Source organism: Streptomyces sp. NPDC087845 (genome assembly GCF_044742755.1).
Taxonomy (GTDB): Bacteria; Actinomycetota; Actinomycetes; order Streptomycetales; family Streptomycetaceae; genus Streptomyces.
This window is the reverse complement of record NZ_JBIUVC010000009.1, coordinates 35,045-53,536: the sequence shown is the minus strand read 5'-3', so window position 1 is coordinate 53,536 and position 18,492 is coordinate 35,045. Positions and strand designations below refer to the sequence as shown.

The following is an 18,492-nucleotide window of genomic DNA, read 5'->3' as shown; positions in this document are numbered from 1 at the left end:
GGGACCCGACGCCAAGAACCGGTTCCAGGAGGCCCCGCAGTGCAGCGGCAGATCTTCACAGCAGAGCACGACACGTTCCGAGAGACCGTCCGCACCTTCCTCACCAAGGAGGTCGTCCCGAACTACGAGCAGTGGGAGAAGGACGGCATCGTCTCCCGCGAGGCGTGGCTCGCCGCGGGCCGGCAGGGGCTGCTCGGCCTCGCCGTACCCGAGGAGTACGGGGGCGGCGGTACCACCGACTACCGCTACAGCGCCGTCCTCGCCGAGGAGTTCACCCGGGCCGGTGCCCCCGGGCTGGCCATCGGGCTGCACAACGACGTCATCGGCCCCTACCTCACCGGCCTCGGCACCGAGGAGCAGAAGCGGCGCTGGCTGCCCGGCTTCTGCAGTGGCGAGACCATCACCGCCATCGCCATGACCGAACCCGGCGCCGGCTCCGACCTCCAGGGCATCCGCACCACCGCCGAGGACAGGGGCGACCACTGGCTGCTCAACGGCTCCAAGACGTTCATCTCCAACGGCATCCTCGCCGACCTGGTGGTCGTGGTCGCCAGGACCACCCCGGAGGGCGGCGCCAAGGGGCTCTCGCTGATCGTCGTCGAACGCGGCGCGGAGGGCTTCGGGCGGGGCCGCAACCTCGACAAGATCGGGCAGAAGTCCCAGGACACCGCCGAGCTGTTCTTCGACGACGTCCGCGTCCCGAAGGGGAACCTGCTCGGCGAGCGGGACGGCGCCTTCATCCATCTGATGACCAACCTCGCGCAGGAACGCCTGGGCATAGCGGTCGCCGGCATCGCCGCCGCCGAACATCTGCTGGAGATCACCACGGGTTACGTCAAGGAGCGCGAGGCCTTCGGGCGTCCGCTCTCCAAGCTCCAGCACATCCGGTTCGAGATCGCGGAGATGGCCACCGAGTGCACCGTCACCCGCACCTTCATCGACCGCTGCATCGCCGACCACTGCGACGGGAAGACCGACGCCGTACACGCCTCGATGGCCAAGTGGTGGGCCACCGAACTACAGAAGCGCGTCGCCGACCGCTGCCTCCAACTCCACGGCGGATACGGCTACATGGCGGAATACCCGGTGGCCAAGGCATTCACCGACGGTCGTATCCAGACCATCTACGGCGGCACGACCGAGATCATGAAGGAGATCATCGGCCGCTCGCTGCTCGCCTGACCCCTGTCGCACAACCACCCTCGAAAGGCTGCTGACTTGAGTACCGAAGCGTTTGTCTACGACGCGATCCGCACCCCGCGCGGCCGCGGCAAGGCCAATGGCGCCCTGCACGGCACCAAGCCGATCGACCTAGTCGTCGGCCTCATCCACGAAATCCGCAGGCGCTTCCCCGGCCTGGACCCGGCAGCCGTCGACGACATCGTCCTCGGCGTGGTCAGCCCGCTCGGCGACCAGGGCTCCGACATCGCCCGGATCGCCGCCATCGCGGCCGGCCTCCCGGACTCCGTCGCGGGCGTCCAGGAGAACCGCTTCTGCGCCTCGGGCCTGGAAGCCGTCAACCTGGCCGCCGCCAAGGTCCGTTCGGGCTGGGAGGACCTCGTCCTCGCGGGCGGCGTCGAGTCGATGTCCCGCGTCCCGATGGGCTCCGACGGCGGCGCCTGGGCGATGGACCCGATGACCAACTTCGACACCGGCTTCGCCCCGCAGGGCATCGGCGCCGACCTCATCGCCACCATCGAGGGCTTCTCCCGCCGCGATGTCGACGAGTTCGCCGCACTCTCCCAGGAGCGCGCGGCCGAAGCGTGGAAGGACGGCCGCTTCGCGCGTTCCGTCGTCCCGGTCAAGGACCGCAACGGCCTCGTCGTCCTCGACCACGACGAGCACCTGCGGCCCGGCACCACCGCCGACACGCTCGCCGCCCTCAAGCCGTCCTTCGCCGCGATCGGCGAGATGGGCGGCTTCGACGCGGTGGCGCTGCAGAAGTACCACTGGGTCGAGAAGATCGACCACGTCCACCACGCGGGCAACTCCTCCGGAATCGTCGACGGCGCCGCGCTCGTCGCGATCGGCAACCAGGAGATCGGCGAGAGGTACGGACTCACGCCGCGCGCCCGGATCGTCTCCGCCGCCGTCTCCGGCTCCGAACCCACCATCATGCTGACCGGCCCCGCGCCCGCCACCCGCAAGGCCCTCGCCAAGGCCGGGCTGACCATCGACGACATCGACCTCGTCGAGATCAACGAGGCGTTCGCCGGAGTCGTGCTGCGCTTCGCCAGGGACATGGGGCTCTCCCTCGACAAGATCAATGTCAACGGCGGCGCCATCGCGCTCGGCCACCCGCTCGGCGCCACCGGAGCGATGATCCTCGGCACGCTCATCGACGAACTGGAACGCCAGGACAAGCGGTACGGCCTCGCCACCCTCTGCGTCGGCGGCGGCATGGGCATCGCCACCGTCATCGAGCGTCTCTGACCGTCCGCCGGCCAACCGGGAGGGGCCGGCGGCGGGTGGCGTGGCGTCGCGGGGCCGGGGCACGCGCCTCGCGGCGTTGTCGTCCCTCACCATGTTCCCCGAGCTCTCGGCTTCGCTTGAGCAGAGGGAGGCCCCATTCGCCATGGATCGGTCCTCCGCGTTGCGATCCACGCACCCCGGCCCCGCTCCTTCACCCACGCCACCCACCGCCGGCCCCTCACTTACGGAGAAGAAGAGCAATGACCGAGAGCACGACCATCCGCTGGGAACAGGACGAGACCGGCGTCGTCACCCTCGTACTCGACGACCCCGACCAGTCCGCCAACACGATGAACCAGGCCTTCAAGGAATCCATCGCGGCCGTCGCCGACCGTGCCGAGGCCGAGAAGGACTCCGTCCGCGGCATCATCTACACCTCCGCGAAGAAGACCTTCTTCGCGGGCGGCGACCTCAAGGACATGATCAAGGTCGGTCCCGAGAACGCCCAGCAGGCCTTCGACACCGGCACCGCCATCAAGAACTCGCTGCGCCGCATCGAGACCCTCGGCATCCCCGTGGTCGCCGCCATCAACGGCGCGGCGCTCGGCGGCGGTTACGAGATCGCCCTCGCCGCCCACCATCGCGTCGCCCTCGACGCGCCCGGGTCCCGGATCGGCCTGCCCGAGGTCACCCTCGGCCTGCTGCCCGCGGGCGGCGGCGTCACCCGCACCGTACGCCTCATGGGCATCGCCGACGCGCTGCTGAAGGTCCTCCTCCAGGGCACCCAGTACACCCCCGTGCGCGCCCAGGAGAACGGCCTCGTCCACGAGGTCGCCGCCACCCGGGAGGAGATGCTCGAAAAGGCCCGCGCCTTCATCGACGCGAACCCCGAGTCCCGGCAGCCCTGGGACGTCAAGGGATACAAGATCCCCGGCGGCACTCCGGCCCATCCGAAGTTCGCCGCCAATCTGCCCGCCTTCCCGGCCAATCTGAAGAAGCAGATCGCGGGCGCCCCGATGCCTGCGCCGCGCAACATCCTGGCCGCCGCCGTCGAGGGCTCGCAGGTCGACTTCGAGACCGCGCTGACCATCGAGGCCCGCTACTTCACCGAACTGGTCACCGGCCAGGTCGCGAAGAACATGATCCAGGCGTTCTTCTTCGACCTCCAGGCGGTCAACTCCGGTGCGAGCCGCCCCAAGGGCATCGAGGAGCGCCAGGTCCGCAAGGTCGCCGTCCTCGGCGCCGGGATGATGGGCGCGGGCATCGCGTACTCCTGCGCCCGCGCGGGCATCGACGTGGTCCTCAAGGACATCTCCGCGGAGGCCGCCGCCAAGGGCAAGGCGTACAGCGAGAACCTCCTCGGCAAGGCGCTCTCCCGGGGCCGCACCACCGAGGCGGCGCGCGACGAACTGCTGGCCCGCATCACCCCGACCGGCGACCCGGCCGATCTGGCGGGCTGCGATGCCGTCATCGAGGCGGTCTTCGAGGACACCGCGCTCAAGCACAAGGTGTTCCAGGAGATCCAGGACATCATCGAGCCGGACGCCCTGCTCTGCTCCAACACCTCGACCCTGCCCATCACCGTCCTCGCCGAGGGCGTCTCGCGCCCCGCAGACTTCATCGGGCTGCACTTCTTCTCGCCCGTGGACAAGATGCCGCTGGTCGAGATCATCAAGGGCGAGCAGACCGGCGACGAGGCCCTGGCCCGCGCCTTCGACCTGGTCCGCCGGATCAGGAAGACCCCGATCGTCGTCAACGACTCCCGCGGCTTCTTCACCTCGCGCGTCATCGGCCGGTTCATCAACGAGGGCGTCGCCATGGTGGGCGAGGGCGCCGAGCCCGCCTCGGTCGAACAGGCCGCGGCGCAGTCCGGCTACCCGGCCAAGGTGCTCTCCCTGATGGACGAGCTGACCCTCACCCTCCCCCGCAAGATCCGCAACGAGACCAGGCGGGCCGTCGAGGAGGCCGGCGGCACCTGGGCCGGACACCCGGCCGACACAGTCATCGACCGGATGGTCGACGAGTTCGGCCGCCCGGGACGCAGCGGCGGCGCAGGCTTCTACGAGTACGACGAAGCCGGCAGGCGCACCCGTCTCTGGCCGGGCCTGCGCGAGCACTTCGCGAAGCCCGGCACCGACATCCCCTTCATCGACATGAAGGAGCGGATGCTGTTCTCCGAGGCGCTGGACAGCGTCCGCTGCCTGGAGGAGAACGTCCTCGGCTCCGTCGCCGACGCCAACATCGGCTCCGTCATGGGCATCGGCTTCCCGCCTTGGACCGGCGGCGTGCTCCAGTACATCAACGGCTACGAGGGCGGCCTGCCCGGCTTCGTCGCCCGCGCCCGGGAGCTCGCCGAGCGCTACGGCGACCGTTTCCTGCCGCCCGCCCTGCTCGTGGAGAAGGCCGAGAAGGGCGAGACCTTCCACGACTGACGCCCACCCCGCGGGCCGCGCTCACTCCGCCGTGAACGCGGCCCGCAACTCCTCCTTCAACGACCGCTGGAAGGCGGTCACCAGTGCCTGCAGCACCATCGGCTGCATATGGGCCGACAGCGACTTCATGGCCGCCACGTGCTCCGGATCCGACTCCCGCTCCCGGTAAGGACTCCACACCTCGTCCCGGAACAGCCGGGTCAGCTCCTGCGCCGCGGACCGGGAGTGCTCCAGCAGAACCGTGCGCGCGGCCAGAATCGTCTCGTGCGCGATGGGTACGCCGAGCAGTTCGACCCCGAGCCGCAGCAGCCCCGGATCCACCCGGTACCAGCCGTCGACCGGCTCCGCGCGCTCCAGCACGCCCATCGCGGCCAGCCGCGCCATGTCCTGCTCGGTCAGCGCCCGGCCCGCACGCCGCTCCAGCTCCGCCCGTGTCGCGTCCTCCGCCGAGTCCGGTGCCCAGGACGCCACCAGCGCCCGGTGGATCGCCAGGTCGTGCGCGCTCAGATCCGGCGGCAGCTGCTCCAGATAGCGTTCGATCGCGGCCAGCGTCATGCCCTGATGCTGAAGTTCCTCGATGAGCGCGAGCCGGGAGAGATGCTCGTGCCCGTAGTGCCCGACGCGGCGCGCCCCGATCACCGGCGGCGGCAGCAGGCCCCGGGTGCTGTAGAAACGCACGGTGCGCACGGTCACCCCGGCGCGCGCCGCCAGCTCGTCGACGGTGAGCGTCGGGTCCTCGGTCCCGGTCGCCATGTCTGCTCCTCGCGTTCCGGCCCGGCGGCGAACTGCCGCGCCTGCACCGATCAGGTGCAACAGTATTGCTGTCTCACCACTGTTGTGAAAGTGTCCGGCAGGATCCGGCGGGGTCCCCCCGCGGAACGGACCCGCACGGTCCGGCCGATCGCGACAGGAGGCGGTCGTGACCACGCTCCCGACTCCCCGCGGAACCCGGGCAACTCGCCCTGGCCGTCCCGTTGTACGGGGAGGACGGCGGCCGGGACCGACCGGGGCCGGCCGCCGTTGTCAGTGGTGGCTCCTACGCTGGTGCCATGACAGGGATCACGTACGTACGGGGAGACGCGACCGCCCCCCAGGGCAAGGGCGTCAAGCTGATCGCGCATGTCTGCAACGACCTGGGCGGCTGGGGCAAGGGCTTCGTCCTGGCCGTCTCGCGCCGCTGGCCCGAGCCGGAGGCGGCCTACCGCAACTGGCACCGGAAGCGCGCGAGCAACGACTTCGCCCTGGGCGCTGCGCAGTTCGTCCAGGTGAGCCCGTACCTCTGGGTGGCGAACATGGTGGGCCAGCGGGGGATACGCACGGGCAGCAAGGGGGTTCCGGTGCGCTACGAGGCGATCGACACCGCCCTGGGGGCCGTGGCCGACCGGGCCGCCGAGCTGGGGGCTTCGGTCCATATGCCGCGGATCGGCTGCGGGCTGGCGGGCGGCACATGGTCGAGGATCGAGCCGCTCATAGAGAAGCGGCTGCTGAGCCGGGGGACAGCGGTGACGGTGTACGACTACGAGTAGGGGGCTGCCCGCCGATCGCTTCACCGCTGACCGCTCGCTCACGGGGCAGGCGCCGTCCATGGGGGAGACGCCGTCCCTGGGGGAGGCGCCGTCCATGGGGGAGACGGTGTGCCGTCACCCCCCGTGGCCGGTCACACGCGTCAGGCCGCGGAAGCTCTCCAGCTTCTCCAGCAACCGCCGCATGCCCTCCCGGTCGGCGGGCAGCCGCACGGCGTCCGCGGGCCCGTCCGTTCCCGTCGGCCGGAAGCCCGCCAGCAGATCGGCCACGGCGACCGGTTTCCCGGACAGGAGCGGATCCAGCAGCCGGAGCAGGTCGCAGGGGCCCGCGGCGGTCGCCACGTCGTGACCGTTGGCGGCACAGATCGTGCCCGCGGTGTCCGCGGTCCCGAGCGGGGCCCACCGGACGGGGTACCTCGGATCGGCCTCGACCACCGCGCCGTCCGCCAGCCGGCGCGGGCCTGCCGGGCCGGGCACCGGTTCGAAGCCGCCGGCCGTCCAGCGGCGCAGCGAGACGGTGGTGACACGGTCCCCGACCAGGCGCGGGTCACCGAACTGCCGGAAGGCGTCCGCCGAACGCCGCAGCCCCTCGGGGAGCACGGGGGACAGCAGCCCGTCCGGGCCGAGGGGCGGGGCGAGCACCGGTGCGTCGACGGGCGCCAGGCGGCTGCCGCGGCTCGGGCGGCCGGTCAGCCCCGCCGGGTCGAGATCGACCAGCAGGTCTTCCAGTTCGTATCCGGCCCGGTGCTCCTCGCGCGGCACTCCGACGTTCACGCTGGTGGCGGGCGCGGAGCCGGCGCTCTCCCCGACGTGGTAGTAGCCCGACGGCCAGTACAGCAGGTCACCGGGACCGACCTCGGCCTCGAAGGAACTGCCCCGGTAGCGGGCGTAGTCCAGCACCGTGGACACCGGCTCCTGCCAGGGGCGGTGCCGCCAGAAACGCATCCGCTTGCGGCCCTTGAGCCCGAACATGAAGGTGGCGAAGCGGTCCTTGTGGACGCCGACCGGGCTGTGCTCGTACGTGCCGTGGAAAAGCGTGGTGATCGCCCCGGTGAGCGGCAGTCCGACTCTCTCCCACAGCCCTGCGAAGAACTCCCGTTCCCGCGCCCACAGGGAGAAGCCGAAGGCGTGGAAGCCGCTGATGACGAGGGCGTGGCGGCGTCCGGCCAACTCCGTGGACAGCCGTCCCTGGTAGCCGTCGAAGGAGCCGTCGGCCGGCCGTGGCAGCAGCGGTCCCGGGCGGGTCCGCTGCACCCTTTCGACGGTGAAGCCCGCGTTCGGCGGCGGCGCGGCCGCCGGATCGCCGCCGGTCCGGCAGGCGGCGGCCGCCGCCGCGAACACGTCGGGTTCGGTGAAGGGGGACGGGGCCACCGACCGGTACAGGACAGGGTTCCGGTCCCAGTGCTGCTCGGTGAAGGCCGGCCAGTCGAAGCCGCCGTTCACCACGGTCAACGGCTCGGTCATGGTGTCCGCTCCTTTTCCGGCTGCGGCGATCCGCCGACCGCCGATGCCGGCTCGCCCACGGCGGACGGCCGCTCCACCGCGTCCTCCCGCTCCTTCGGCGGACCGTCCGCCGGTGCGTCCGTCAGCTCGACGGCGCGCAGAGCGTGCAGCTTCCGCACCAGCGCGAGGACCCCGGCGTGCGCGGACACCGGCAGCCGCCCGCACAGCTCGTCGACGGTCGGTGCGCCGGCGGCGTCCTCCCGCAGCCGCTCCAGCAGGAGCTCTCCCAACTGCCCGCGCACGGCGAAGGCATGGCCGTTGACGGCCCACACCCAGCCGTCGCCGTCCGGCATCCGCAGTACCTGGGCGGTGACCCGCACCCGCAGGCCCGCCTCGGGAGGCGGACCCTGCCGCGGCGGCGGTACGGGTTCGAGCGCGCCGGCGCTGGCCCGTCGAGCCCAGAGAATGCGCAGCACCCGCTCCAGCCGCGGGCCCGCGCACTCCTCACCCAGCGCCGCCGCGGTGGTCGCCAGCGGTCGCACGTCCGCCGCGGCGTCCCTCCGGCGCCCGGGAGGCGGACACGGCAGATACGGCACGGCGTCGTCCGCTCCGTACCGGCGCTCCTGCAGCAGGCCCGACACCACGTCCTCCACGGCCCGGTGCAGCAACCGGGGGTCGACCGGGATCCGCAGCCGCAGGACCAGGGTGCGCGGCCGATAGCCGACGTCGTCGCGGCAACCGGCCGGGCGGTAGACCACGTCGCCGGCTGTCGCGCGGAAGGTGCGCACGTCGCCGTCGCCCGCGCCGGCCGCTCGCAGACGTGCGGTGAGGCCACCGTCCAGCACGAAGGAGAGCGTCGCGTGGGTGGCCTCGACAGCCGGGTCGGCGGGTACGGTGATCCCGCCCCCCGCCAGCAGTTCGGTGACCACCGGCAGAACCGGACAGCCGATCCGCTGCCACAACGGGGCGATCAGATCGCGGGTCCGGGACCAGAGGCCGAAGTCCAGCAGCAACGGCTGCTCCACGGAGAGCAGCCGGCCCCGGTCCGGCAGCCGGGCGTCCAGCCGCCGGTCGTACTCCTGGGCACTCGAATCCTCCGGGCCGGGCAGCAGGTCACCGGGCGCCCCGATCCAGCCGTCCTCGACCAGGAAGCGGACATCGGGCAGGGCCCGGAAGCGCGTGCCGGCCCGGAACGGCGCCGCGGCGGCGGCCATCGTCCGGTACACGAGCCGGTTGTCGAAGGGGGGTTCGCCCGTCTCCTCGTCCCAGACCCGCAGTCGTGCGGGGGAACCCTCCCGGTGGTGCGCGGCGAGGCGGTCCCAGACGGTCGTGTTCATACATCCTCCGGGACGGGTACCGGGAAGCGGCGGCGCAGCCGGACGGCGTAGCGGGCCAGCGGCTCCATCCCCAGCCGGCGCCGGCGCTCGTCCACCGCCCCGGGGTCTTCGATCGGGCAGGGTTCGAGTCCCCCCGCCCCTCGCCGGAATTTGGTTCCGTACAGTTGCGGGCTTCCTTCGCCCAGCCGGATCGCGTCGGTGGTGTATGCCACGTGACGCCAGGGGATGTCACCCTCGGCGGCTGCCTGTTCCATCCGGGCCAGACACTCGCGCAGCAGGTCGGCGGGGCCCTCGGCGTGCTGTACGAGCCGGCAGGCGGCCTCGGCGGCGCGCTCGCCCACCAGCGCGTGCCCCGGCCAGCCGTGCTCGCGGATCACATCCGTCAGCCAGGCCATCGCGGTGCCGGTGATCTTCCGCAGCCGCTCCTCGGTCCCGGCGTCGGTGAATTCGCCGGCCGTCCACCGCTCGCGCAGTACGGCGTCCACCCGGTCCAGCCGCAGCAGCCGGTTCCTGATCGCCGGGTTGCGGGCCGCCACGCGCAGAGGATCGATCCGCAGCCGCACGGTCGTGCGGTCCCAGCTGTACGTGATGCGGCGGCCGGTCTGGCGCCAGTCGAAGGCGACCCGGCCCTCACAGGCACTGGTCAGCCGGATCCGGGTCCCCCTCGCGGAGTCGTCGAAATCGCCGGGGCCCAGTTGGCCGAAGACGTACTCCACGGCATCGCGCAGGGCCACGCCGAGACCGGCGAGGTCCAGCCGCACGGTCTCCGGGGGGAGAGCCGCCGGTGTCCCGTCGGCCGCCGCCGCCGGACCCGGACCCGGATCCGGAACGGTGGCGAAGCCGGCCACCCGCGGCGGCGGTTCCATCGACAGCGGTGGGCCACCGGCCTGGGTCCGGAAGAAGTACGGGACGTCGCCGCGTTCCAACTGCTCGCGCTCGGCCGGTGTGAATCCGTCATGACCGCGCGTTCCGGTCAGCAGTTCGCCGTCGAGTGCGTCGGTGTACACCGCTGTCGGGTGCGGCAGTACGCGGACGAACCGCTGCCCGGCGCCGTCGGCGATGACTTCGTTCAGACGCCGCCGGTTCCGGCACATCAAGGTCCAGGCGTCGAACATGCCCCGCAGGAAGGCCGGGAGATGCGGCCCGTATCCGGTGCGGCCGGTGGTCTCGGCGACGACGTTGCGGGTGTCGGACCGGGCGCAGGGCGTGCGCCGGGGACGCAGCTCCAGTCCGCCCTCGCCGCCGGACGTGAAATACGCCGCCGGGCCGTCCACGGTGCACCAGCGGGCGGAGTCCTCCATGCCCGGGTGATGGTGGCCGGTGCCGTCCGGATCCGCGATCAGTCCGGTGTCGTGGAGCCGCCGCACGGGCGAGAGGAAGATCTCCAGGTCGACGGGGTAGAGGAGCGCGGCGGTCGCGCCCGGCCGGGTGCCCGCCAGCAGATTGCCCTCGCCGAGGTCCGCGATCCCGAAGCCGAAGCAGGCGGCGGCGAGGGAACCGGCTCGGTGCCAGAACCGCGCGGCCTCCCGCGGGCCGAGCCGGGTGCCGAGCAGCCGGAGCCGGGGCGAACGGCGAAGGGTGCCCCACTGCGCGGGAGGCTCGATCCACTCCTGCCAGGAATAGGAGTGCCGGTCGTGGCCACGTCCGCTGCGATGGTGCAGGACCGGCAGCTGCACCGGCCCCGAGGCCGGTGGCAGGGAGTTGAGGAGCCCGAAGACCGATCGCGGTGTGCCGGGGGTGCCTTCGGCGAGAAACAGTGCCTCACCGCCGGCCGGCCGTGGCTTGTACGCCACACATCCGCCCCCGGCCATCCGCAGGCGCAGCACCCGTTGGCCGCCGTTGTGACTCTCGGCGCCGTGCGCCCGCAGTCCCGCCAGGGGCGGGTGCAGGGACGCGTCGTCGAACCACGAGGAGCGCAGGTCGCGGCGGAGTCGTCGCAGGAAGAGGTCGAGGAAGTCCAGGTACTGGCGGCCGCGCCGCTCCCAGCGCCGCTCGCGGCCGTCCCGCTCACCGTCTGCGGTACCGGTGGACCCGCTGTCGCCGCAGGGGCCGGCGGCCGGTCGTGCGCCGGGTGCCGCGGCGCAGCCGGTGAAGACTTCGGTGATCAGGGGCCCGAAAAGCTCGGCGTTGCCGACCGTGAGGACGTCCGGTGCGACGTGGGAGCGGTGGCGGCGCCGGGCGGCACGGCACCACGTGTCCAGGTCGGTGAGGAGCGCGAGCAGCGGAGTGAAGCGCGGCTGGGTGAGGGCCTGGGCGATCAGCCGGGCGTCGCTGTCCCCGGCGAGCGGCCGGGCGGGGGCCAGGACCCCTTCCGGAGTGTTCCGCAGGATCGGCGGGAACAGGCCGCCCGCCGTGCCGGAGCGGACCGCGTCCACGACTTCTCGGGCCGCGGGCGGGAGCTGCCGGGCGGAGTCCGGTGTCGCGGCCGCGGGTTCGGCCTGCCAGAGCACGTTCGTCATACGGCGTTTGTTCTCCGGGGGGCGAGCGGCGCGAGACTCCGCCGGCGGACCGGACGACGCCTCGCGCCGAATGGTCAGAGCGAACAGTAGACCCTGACGCAGGTGCTGGTCTCGGAAGAGGCGCGGGCCGGAATCTCCTGCTCCAGCTCGCCGATGACCAGGTCGAGTTCCGCTTCGTTGTCCAGGTTCTCGGACAGTACGTGCAGGGTGTTGGTGGACATGCTGTGCTTCACGACGGGCCTCCTGTGGGAAACGTGTGGTCGATCAACTCGCGCAATACTAGGAAGGGTTGGCGATCCGCGATAGAGGTCGTCGGGGTCTCTGCCGGATCTCTCGCAGACCCCCGGGCCCCCTCGGTGACGGCCGGCGCGTCGCGTGGCTCGACACGACCGCCGCGGCCACCGATGTGGTGACCCGCGAGACCTTCGCCGGGACCTGCGAGTAGCCCCGGCCCGCATCGCACCGCGGAGCGGGGCGCGCACCGGACTCCGGTGGGTGCCCAGCCCGTGGCGTGCACCGGAGTCCCGCACGGCGGGCGCCCGGCCGGACACGGTTCCCGGATCGACTTCTATGGTGGGGTGGTACCGGCGGAACGGGGAGGGCCCATGGCGGCACGGAGCACGGACGAGACACTGCTGGCCCGGGCGCTCGGTGAGACACCGCCCTCCGACGCGCTGAGCGAGCAGATCCTCGACGCCGCGCGTGAGCAGTTCATGACCTTCGGGCTGCGCCGTTCGACCGTCGACGACGTCGCCAAGCGCGCCAGGGTCTCGCGGGTCACCGTGTACCGGCGCATCGGCAACAAGGACAGCCTGGTCTCCGCCTGCCTGCTGCGCGAGTACCGGCGCTTCGTCGTGGAGGTGGACGACGCGGTGGCCGCCCTGCCCACGACGGAGGACCGGCTCGTCGAGGGATTCGCCGCCGTCCTCCGGCACATCCGCGAACACCCGCTCATCGGCGGCCTGCTGAGGCTGGAGCCCGAGACCATGCTGCCCTTCCTGACCCTGGAGAGCGGGCCCGCCTTCCTCGCCATCCGTGAGTACCTGGCCGACCGGCTGCGGCACGCCCGGCGTGCGGAGGGACGGCCGGACAGCGATCCGGCACCCGTCGCCGAACTCATGGTGCGGATCACGGTCTCCTTCCTCCTCAACCCCGTCAGCTGCTTCCGACTGGACGACGACGCCCAGGTGCGGGCGTTCGCCCGCCGGTACCTGGTGCCGTTGCTCGCCGCGGGGTAGGGCCGTCCGTTCCGGGGCACGACCGGGACCGGCCGATCACATGCTGCTCCGTCCCCGCGTGACCCAGTCGGCAGGACGCAGGACGAGGGCCGGGGCACGCGGCCGGCTCCCGGGATCGTGCCGTGCCGGGCCGGGCCGGGTGCCCGGCGAGGACGGGGTCTCCGGTCGCGTCGAGCGGGAGTACCCGGCCGACGGCCGTGCGACCAGCGGGTTCACGCGCGATTCCGACGCCGGCCGGTACGGCAGGGAGCGGACGCGGGGCATGGAGCCGGACCCGGCGGCCGGTTCACCGCTCGGGCGGGAGCCCGAGCAGCATCGGCCGGCCGTCGGCGAGCACGTCGTCCAGCGGGCGGTCCGGGCCCGCGGTGAACACCGCGGTCGCGGGTGCCGCCCGCGCGTACAGCTCCGGGCCCACCGCGGTCTTCGCGTGAAGCACCAGCGCCGCCTCCGGGTCGACCGCCGAGCGGCCGGGGAACGCCGCGGCGTCCGCACCGACCTGTCCCAGCGCGAACGGGTACACGGCGATGTCGATGACCAGGCGGTCGTCGTCGAGGGTGTGCTCGCCCCAGCCGTCGGTCCCCAGCAGGCAGAAGACTCCGTCGCCCTCCATGCAGTAGTCGCCGAGCCGCGCGACGGCACGCTCGCCGGGCGGTCCGCCGGGGTCGACGACGAGCGTCATGACGGGCACGTCCTGCTCGTCGGGGTGGACGCCCGTACGGAGCTGGAGACGGGCCACGGGCGGACCTCCGGTGAGGGGCGGGGCACCAGTGGAGCACGGGCGCTCCGGGGCACCCATTGCGGCTTCACGCGTCCGTCGGCGGCCGGACCTCCGCACGGTCCACCGGCCCCGCCTCGTCGGGCAGGGGCTCCAGAGGACGGCTGCGCGCCCATTGCGGGCCGAGGTCGTCGAGCCGCCAGCCGAAGGGGTACGAACGGGGCTGCGGGCGCGAGGGCAGCCAGTCCGGCCGGGCCGGCAGCCACCGCACGCAACGCGCCCGCAACCGCAGCGCTCCCGCGGCCGACGACCGCGCCCAGCGTGGTTGCCGCCGGAAGCCAAGCGCCAGGAGCAGCGGCTCGTCCAGCAGGGCGAGCGAGAACCGCGCCACGAGGGGGCGCAGCGGCCGCGGATACCAGCTCGCCATGATCCGGAACGTGGCGTTCGCGACCCGCCGGTTGGCCGGGTCGTACGCGAACATCCGCTCCTCGTAGGAGTCGAGGAGCCGCTCGAACCCCTCGTACGTCTCAGGGGCCCCCTCGATGTCCATCATCGCGGCCATCTTGCGGCCGGCCTCCGCCAGTGCCTGGACCTCCTGCGCGCACAGCGGGCGCCAGCCGTACCGGTCGATCCAGCGCTTCGGGCCCACGACCGTGGTGGCGAGGACATAGCGGAAGTCCTCGTTCGGGATCCGGTACTTTCCATGGATCCGATTGAGATGACGCGCCGCGGCCCGGCCGCGCTCCGAGTCGAAGCCGTCCGCGGCCATCTCGTACCCGAACAGCACCGTGTCGTCGTACCGCTTCTGCCCGGACCGCTCGAACTCCTGAGTACGGTCGAGGAGCACCGAGATCCGGGGAACGCCGTAGTCGCGGAGGAACGCCACGCTCACGCCCTGCCGGTAGTCCCAGGGGAACTCGTACTGCGAGATCAGCCGGAGGATCTCGGCGTAATCGCGCGCGGGATCCATCCGGCGGATCTCGCGCAGGCGGCTGTATCGGCCCATGGTGCGCCCTCCTGTCCGTGTACCGACTCCGTGCGGACCCGCTCTCCTGCCTCTTCCGGTTGGCCGACTCCCGCTGTCGGCAGGAGTTCTGACGGACCGTCGCATGCGAAGAGTCAAAGATACAAATACCTTCTACTTGTTTCATCGGTCGCGTCAACACTGTCGACGCGCATGTGCGGCGGAGGCGCCGAGGGGGCCCGTACGCGCCGGAGCGGAAGCGATCGCATACTGGATCACAGAAGGGTCGGGCACCGAGCCGCACGCCCCGCCGACCGCCGGGAGCACCGCATGAGTACCGAAGCAGTCAGAGGCGGCATCCCCGTACCGCCGCCGCCCGGCGGTGTGCTCTGGAGCCTCTCCGGCGACATCCGGGCCCTGCTGATGCTGCCCGCCGCCCTCACTCTCCAGGTCGCCCACCCGGCGGTCGGCGCGGGCGTCGACGAGCACTCCGTCTTCCGTACGGACCCGTGGGGGCGCGGAGAGAGGTCCCTGCGCTCGCTCCAGCTCTGGGTGTACGGGGGTGACGCGGCCGCCGAGGAGGGGCGCCGGCTCCGCGAGCTGCACCGCACCATCCAGGGCACCGACACCCGGGGGCGCCGCTACCATGCGCTGTCGCCCGCGAACTATGCGTGGGTGCACGCCACGGGCTTCCCCGTCTACCAGCACGCCGCGCGCTATCTCGTGCGGCCGCTCTCCGACGCGCAGGAACGGGCCCTCTACCGGGAATGGCTCCAGGTCGGCCGGGTGCTCGGCATCCGCGACCGGGACATGCCGCAGACGATCGAGGAGTTCTGGCCGTACTTCCGCAAGGTGCTCGCCGACGAGATCGAGGCGACCGTCGTCGTCGAGGACCTGATCGCCACCGACCGCCCCGTGCCGCCGCCGGACCGCGGACCGCTGCCGGTGCGGCTGCTGCTGAAGGCGCTGTGGCCGCTGCTCCTTCCGCCGCTGGCCCGGTTCCGCCGCTTCGTGACCATCGGGCTGATGCCGCCGGAGGCCCGGGAGGCGATCGGGCTGGAGTGGACCGGCGCGCAGGAGCGGAAGCTGCGGCGGTTCTGCGCGGTGGTGCGGTGCGTCGTACCCGTGCTCCCCGAGCGGCTGCGCTACCTGCCGTACGCGCGCAGGGCGCGGGCGGCGCATCGCGAGGCCGCCCGGGGCGCCGGGGGGCTCAGGCGGAGGCCCGGCGCACCAGCTGCGTCGGCGTGATCACCGATTCGAGTCCGCCGCCCTCGTCCGTGAGCTCGCCGTTCAGCCGCCGCATCAGCATCCGCACCATCAACCGCCCCATGCCCGCCACGTCCTGACGGACCGTCGTCAGCGGGGGATCGGTGGCCTCGGCTATCGACACCATGTCGTCGAAACCGACCAGGGCCACCTCCTCCGGCACCCGGTGACCGCGCTCGCGCAGCACCCGCAGGGCGCCCGAGGCCATCAGGTCGTTCGCGGCGAAGACCGCGTCGGGGGCCGGGTGCCGATCGAGGAGCCGGGTCATGGCCCGTGCTCCGCCCTCGACGGTGAAATCGCCTTCCACGAGCAGTGCCGGATCGGCATCGGGCAGCACATCGCGATAGCCGTCGATCCGGTCGAGTGCCGACGTCTGGTCGCGTGGCCCGGCGATGTGCGCGATCCTCCGCCGGCCGAGGGAGACGAGATGGCGTACGGCCTCGGCCGCGCCGCCCCGGTTGTCGCAGTCGACGTACGGGACGGCCAGTTCGGACGCCGCGCCCGGCCGGCCGGGGCGGCCGCCGTAGACCGTGGGTACCCGGAACCGCCGGATGATCGCGGGGAGTTCGTCGTCCGTGTGCAGCGAGAAGGCCAGCGCACCGTCCACATGGCCACCGGCCAGATAGCGGGCGACCCGGTCGAAGTCCCCGCTGCCCTCCACCAGGAGCAACACCAACTGGGCGTCGTACACGTTCAGTTCACGGCTGATGCCGCGGATCTGCTGAGAGAAGAACGGATCGGAGAAGATCCGGAACTCCGGCTCGTCGATGATCACGGCGACCGCGCCGTTGCGCCGGGTGACCAGGGTCCGGGCGGCGTGGTTCGGCACGTAGCCGAGCTCGTCGACCGCCTTGCGCACCTGTTCCACGAGCGGCTGCCGCACCCCCGCCCCGCCGTTCACCACCCGGGAGGCCGTCGCCCGTGAGACCCCGGCGAGGGCCGCCACGGCCTCCAGCGTGGGCCGGGCATCTCCAGGGGGACCGGGGGTCGGACCGGGCAAGGGACGCTCCTCGTACGCGCGGGACCGGGCCTGGAACGGCCGGGGTCGGCCGGACGGCACCGACGCCATCAGCGTAACCGGCGCCCCCGGCCGTCCGCCGGGCGCCGCCGCCCCACCGGCGAGAGGGGGGGGCGACGGAGCCCGGAACCGATCCGCCGGCCCGTCAGCGGTGGTCGTGGATCGTGTTCGTCGCCGCGATCTGCTTCCATGACGCGGGCCGCGCCGGGTGCGCGGGCGCGCGCAGCGAGCGCGCCCCGGCCGCCGCCGGGGCCTCGGGCCGCGTCGGCTTGTACAGCCAGGTGTCGAAGAAGCCGGCGAGCGGCTTGCCCGAGACCCGCTCCGCGTACGCCACGAAGTCCCCCACGCTCGCGTTCCCGTAGGCGTGCTCGGCCGGCCAGCCCTTCAGCAGCGCGAAGAACGTCTCGTCGCCCAACTCGTTGCGCAGCGCCTGGAGCGCCAGCGCCCCCCGGTCGTAGACGGCCGCGTCGAACTGGTTGTCCGGGCCGGGGTCGCCGGGCTTCACCGTCCAGAAGGCGTCGTCCGCCGGATGCTGGGCGTACGTGTAGTCAGCCAGCTCCTGTGCGGTGCCCTCGCCCTCCTTCTCCGACCACAGCCACTGGCTGTAGCGGGCGAAGCCCTCATTGATCCAGATGTCCTTCCAGCCCTTGAGGGACACGCTGTCGCCGTACCACTGATGTGCCAGCTCATGGACGACGACGGAGACGTTCGCACCGTTCGCGAACTGCTTCGGGCTGTAGAAGGGCCTGGTCTGGGTCTCCAGCGCGAACGAGCTCTTCACGTTGGGGGAGTAGCCGCCGAGCGCGTCGAAGGGGTACGGCCCGAAGACCTCCGTCAGCCACTCGGCGACCTCGGTGGTCCGCTCGATGCTGGCGCGTGCCGCACCGCTGTTGGCACCGAGGTCCTTGCTGTACGCGTTGACGACCGGCAGCCCGTCCGACGTGGTGTCCGTGGTGATGTCGAACCGGCCGATCGCCAACGTCGTCAGATACGTCGCCTGCGGCTTCGCGGAGCGCCAGTTGTAGCGGGTCCAGCCGAGCTTCGAACTCTGGGACTGGAGCGTGCCGTTGCTGATCGCCTGGGTGCCGTCCGGCACGGACACCGAGATGTCGTACGTCGCCTTGTCCAGCGGGTGGTCGTTGCTGGGGAACCACCACGCGGCCGACTCCGGCTCCTGCGCGGCCACGGCGCCGTCCGGGGTGCGGACCCAGGAGGTCCAGCCGTTGATCTCCACCTCGGACGGCTTCCCGGCGTACCGCACGACCACCGAGACGTCCCGGCCCTTCGCCAGCGGCGCCGACGGGGTGATCTCCAGCTCCTGCTCGCCGCTCCTGGCGAAACCCGCCTTCTTGCCGTTCACCCGCACCTCGGAGACGTCCAGCCCGAAGTCGAGGTCGAAGCGGGAGAGTTCCTGGGTGGTCGTGGCGAGGATCGTCGCCGTGCCCTCCAGCAGATCGGTCGCGGGCTGGTACTTCAGCCGCAGGTCGTAGTGGGAGACGTCGTAGCCGCCGTTGCCGCTGGCCGGGTAGTAGGGATCGCCGATGCCCGGGGCGCCCGCGGTGCCTTCGGCGGCCGAGGCCGGGATCGCCAGCAGCAGGGAGGCCGCGAGTGCGCTCGGGACGATGAGTCTGCGGTGCACGAATGCTCCAAGTCGTCGGGGCGAATGATCTTTCGAACCGTCATGC

General features: G+C 72.2%; 15 protein-coding genes. 6 read left to right on the top strand and 9 right to left on the bottom strand.

Going from position 1 to position 18,492, the window contains the following annotated elements; all coding sequences use genetic code 11:
- The first annotated feature begins 39 nt into the window (after window positions 1-39).
- The 3 genes from ACIOMQ_RS23100 to ACIOMQ_RS23090 all read left to right on the top strand — a co-directional run bounded on the left by ACIOMQ_RS23100 (window position 40) and on the right by ACIOMQ_RS23090 (window position 4,844).
- Window positions 40-1,182 carry an acyl-CoA dehydrogenase family protein gene (locus ACIOMQ_RS23100; RefSeq protein ID WP_402190122.1) on the top strand — a complete coding sequence of 381 codons (1,143 nt, stop codon included), beginning with the start codon at window positions 40-42 and terminating at the stop codon, window positions 1,180-1,182.
- 36 nt (window positions 1,183-1,218) lie between these two features.
- A complete protein-coding gene (locus ACIOMQ_RS23095) occupies window positions 1,219-2,433 on the top strand; it encodes an acetyl-CoA C-acetyltransferase (RefSeq protein ID WP_362196201.1) in 1,215 nt (404 codons plus the stop codon).
- Window positions 2,434-2,672: 239 nt separating this feature from the next.
- Window positions 2,673-4,844, top strand: a complete 2,172-nt coding sequence (locus ACIOMQ_RS23090; protein ID WP_402190119.1) for a 3-hydroxyacyl-CoA dehydrogenase NAD-binding domain-containing protein — start codon at window positions 2,673-2,675, stop codon at window positions 4,842-4,844.
- A 21-nt stretch (window positions 4,845-4,865) separates the two neighbouring features.
- Here the strand turns inward: ACIOMQ_RS23090 and ACIOMQ_RS23085 are convergent, their stop codons facing one another.
- On the bottom strand, window positions 4,866-5,597 hold the full coding sequence (locus ACIOMQ_RS23085; protein ID WP_362196195.1) for a MerR family transcriptional regulator: 732 nt from the start codon (window positions 5,595-5,597) through the stop codon (window positions 4,866-4,868).
- A gap of 296 nt (window positions 5,598-5,893) precedes the next feature.
- Here ACIOMQ_RS23085 and ACIOMQ_RS23080 point away from each other — a divergent pair, with 296 nt between their 5' ends.
- On the top strand, window positions 5,894-6,370 hold the full coding sequence (locus ACIOMQ_RS23080) for a macro domain-containing protein (protein WP_401265533.1): 477 nt from the start codon (window positions 5,894-5,896) through the stop codon (window positions 6,368-6,370).
- A 114-nt stretch (window positions 6,371-6,484) separates the two neighbouring features.
- Here the strand turns inward: ACIOMQ_RS23080 and ACIOMQ_RS23075 are convergent, their stop codons facing one another.
- From ACIOMQ_RS23075 to ACIOMQ_RS23060, 4 genes are all read right to left on the bottom strand, one after another.
- Window positions 6,485-7,831: a JmjC domain-containing protein gene (locus tag ACIOMQ_RS23075; protein WP_402190117.1), complete on the bottom strand. Its 1,347-nt coding sequence runs from the start codon at window positions 7,829-7,831 to the stop codon at window positions 6,485-6,487.
- Window positions 7,828-9,147, bottom strand: a complete 1,320-nt coding sequence (locus ACIOMQ_RS23070; RefSeq protein WP_402190115.1) for a hypothetical protein — start codon at window positions 9,145-9,147, stop codon at window positions 7,828-7,830. Before ACIOMQ_RS23070 ends, ACIOMQ_RS23075 begins: the two co-directional genes overlap by 4 nt.
- Complete coding sequence (locus tag ACIOMQ_RS23065; protein WP_402190114.1) at window positions 9,144-11,606, bottom strand: DUF4135 domain-containing protein; 2,463 nt, start codon at window positions 11,604-11,606, stop codon at window positions 9,144-9,146. The genes ACIOMQ_RS23070 and ACIOMQ_RS23065 overlap by 4 nt, the downstream gene beginning before the upstream one ends.
- Window positions 11,607-11,680: 74 nt before the next feature.
- Entirely contained in the window at window positions 11,681-11,839 is a 159-nt protein-coding gene (locus tag ACIOMQ_RS23060; RefSeq protein WP_362196180.1) for a hypothetical protein, read from the bottom strand.
- Window positions 11,840-12,211: 372 nt separating this feature from the next.
- On the opposite strand from ACIOMQ_RS23060, the gene ACIOMQ_RS23055 reads away from it, so the two are divergent.
- Complete coding sequence (locus ACIOMQ_RS23055) at window positions 12,212-12,844, top strand: TetR/AcrR family transcriptional regulator (protein ID WP_362196177.1); 633 nt, start codon at window positions 12,212-12,214, stop codon at window positions 12,842-12,844.
- 286 nt (window positions 12,845-13,130) lie between these two features.
- Here the strand turns inward: ACIOMQ_RS23055 and ACIOMQ_RS23050 are convergent, their stop codons facing one another.
- Complete coding sequence (locus ACIOMQ_RS23050; protein WP_402190112.1) at window positions 13,131-13,580, bottom strand: hypothetical protein; 450 nt, start codon at window positions 13,578-13,580, stop codon at window positions 13,131-13,133.
- 67 nt (window positions 13,581-13,647) lie between these two features.
- Window positions 13,648-14,565, bottom strand: a complete 918-nt coding sequence (locus ACIOMQ_RS23045) for an oxygenase MpaB family protein (RefSeq protein WP_362196171.1) — start codon at window positions 14,563-14,565, stop codon at window positions 13,648-13,650.
- A 288-nt stretch (window positions 14,566-14,853) separates the two neighbouring features.
- On the opposite strand from ACIOMQ_RS23045, the gene ACIOMQ_RS23040 reads away from it, so the two are divergent.
- Window positions 14,854-15,771, top strand: a complete 918-nt coding sequence (locus ACIOMQ_RS23040) for an oxygenase MpaB family protein (protein ID WP_401265516.1) — start codon at window positions 14,854-14,856, stop codon at window positions 15,769-15,771.
- On the opposite strand, the gene ACIOMQ_RS23035 is transcribed toward ACIOMQ_RS23040, so the two are convergent.
- Both ACIOMQ_RS23035 and ACIOMQ_RS23030 read right to left on the bottom strand, forming a co-directional pair.
- Window positions 15,734-16,789: a LacI family DNA-binding transcriptional regulator gene (locus ACIOMQ_RS23035; protein ID WP_362196165.1), complete on the bottom strand. Its 1,056-nt coding sequence runs from the start codon at window positions 16,787-16,789 to the stop codon at window positions 15,734-15,736. The genes ACIOMQ_RS23040 and ACIOMQ_RS23035 overlap by 38 nt on opposite strands.
- A 163-nt stretch (window positions 16,790-16,952) precedes the next feature.
- The gene (locus ACIOMQ_RS23030) at window positions 16,953-18,446 is read right to left on the bottom strand and encodes a M1 family metallopeptidase (protein ID WP_362196162.1); all 1,494 of its coding nucleotides are present in this window, start codon (window positions 18,444-18,446) and stop codon (window positions 16,953-16,955) included.
- Window positions 18,447-18,492 lie beyond the last annotated feature (46 nt).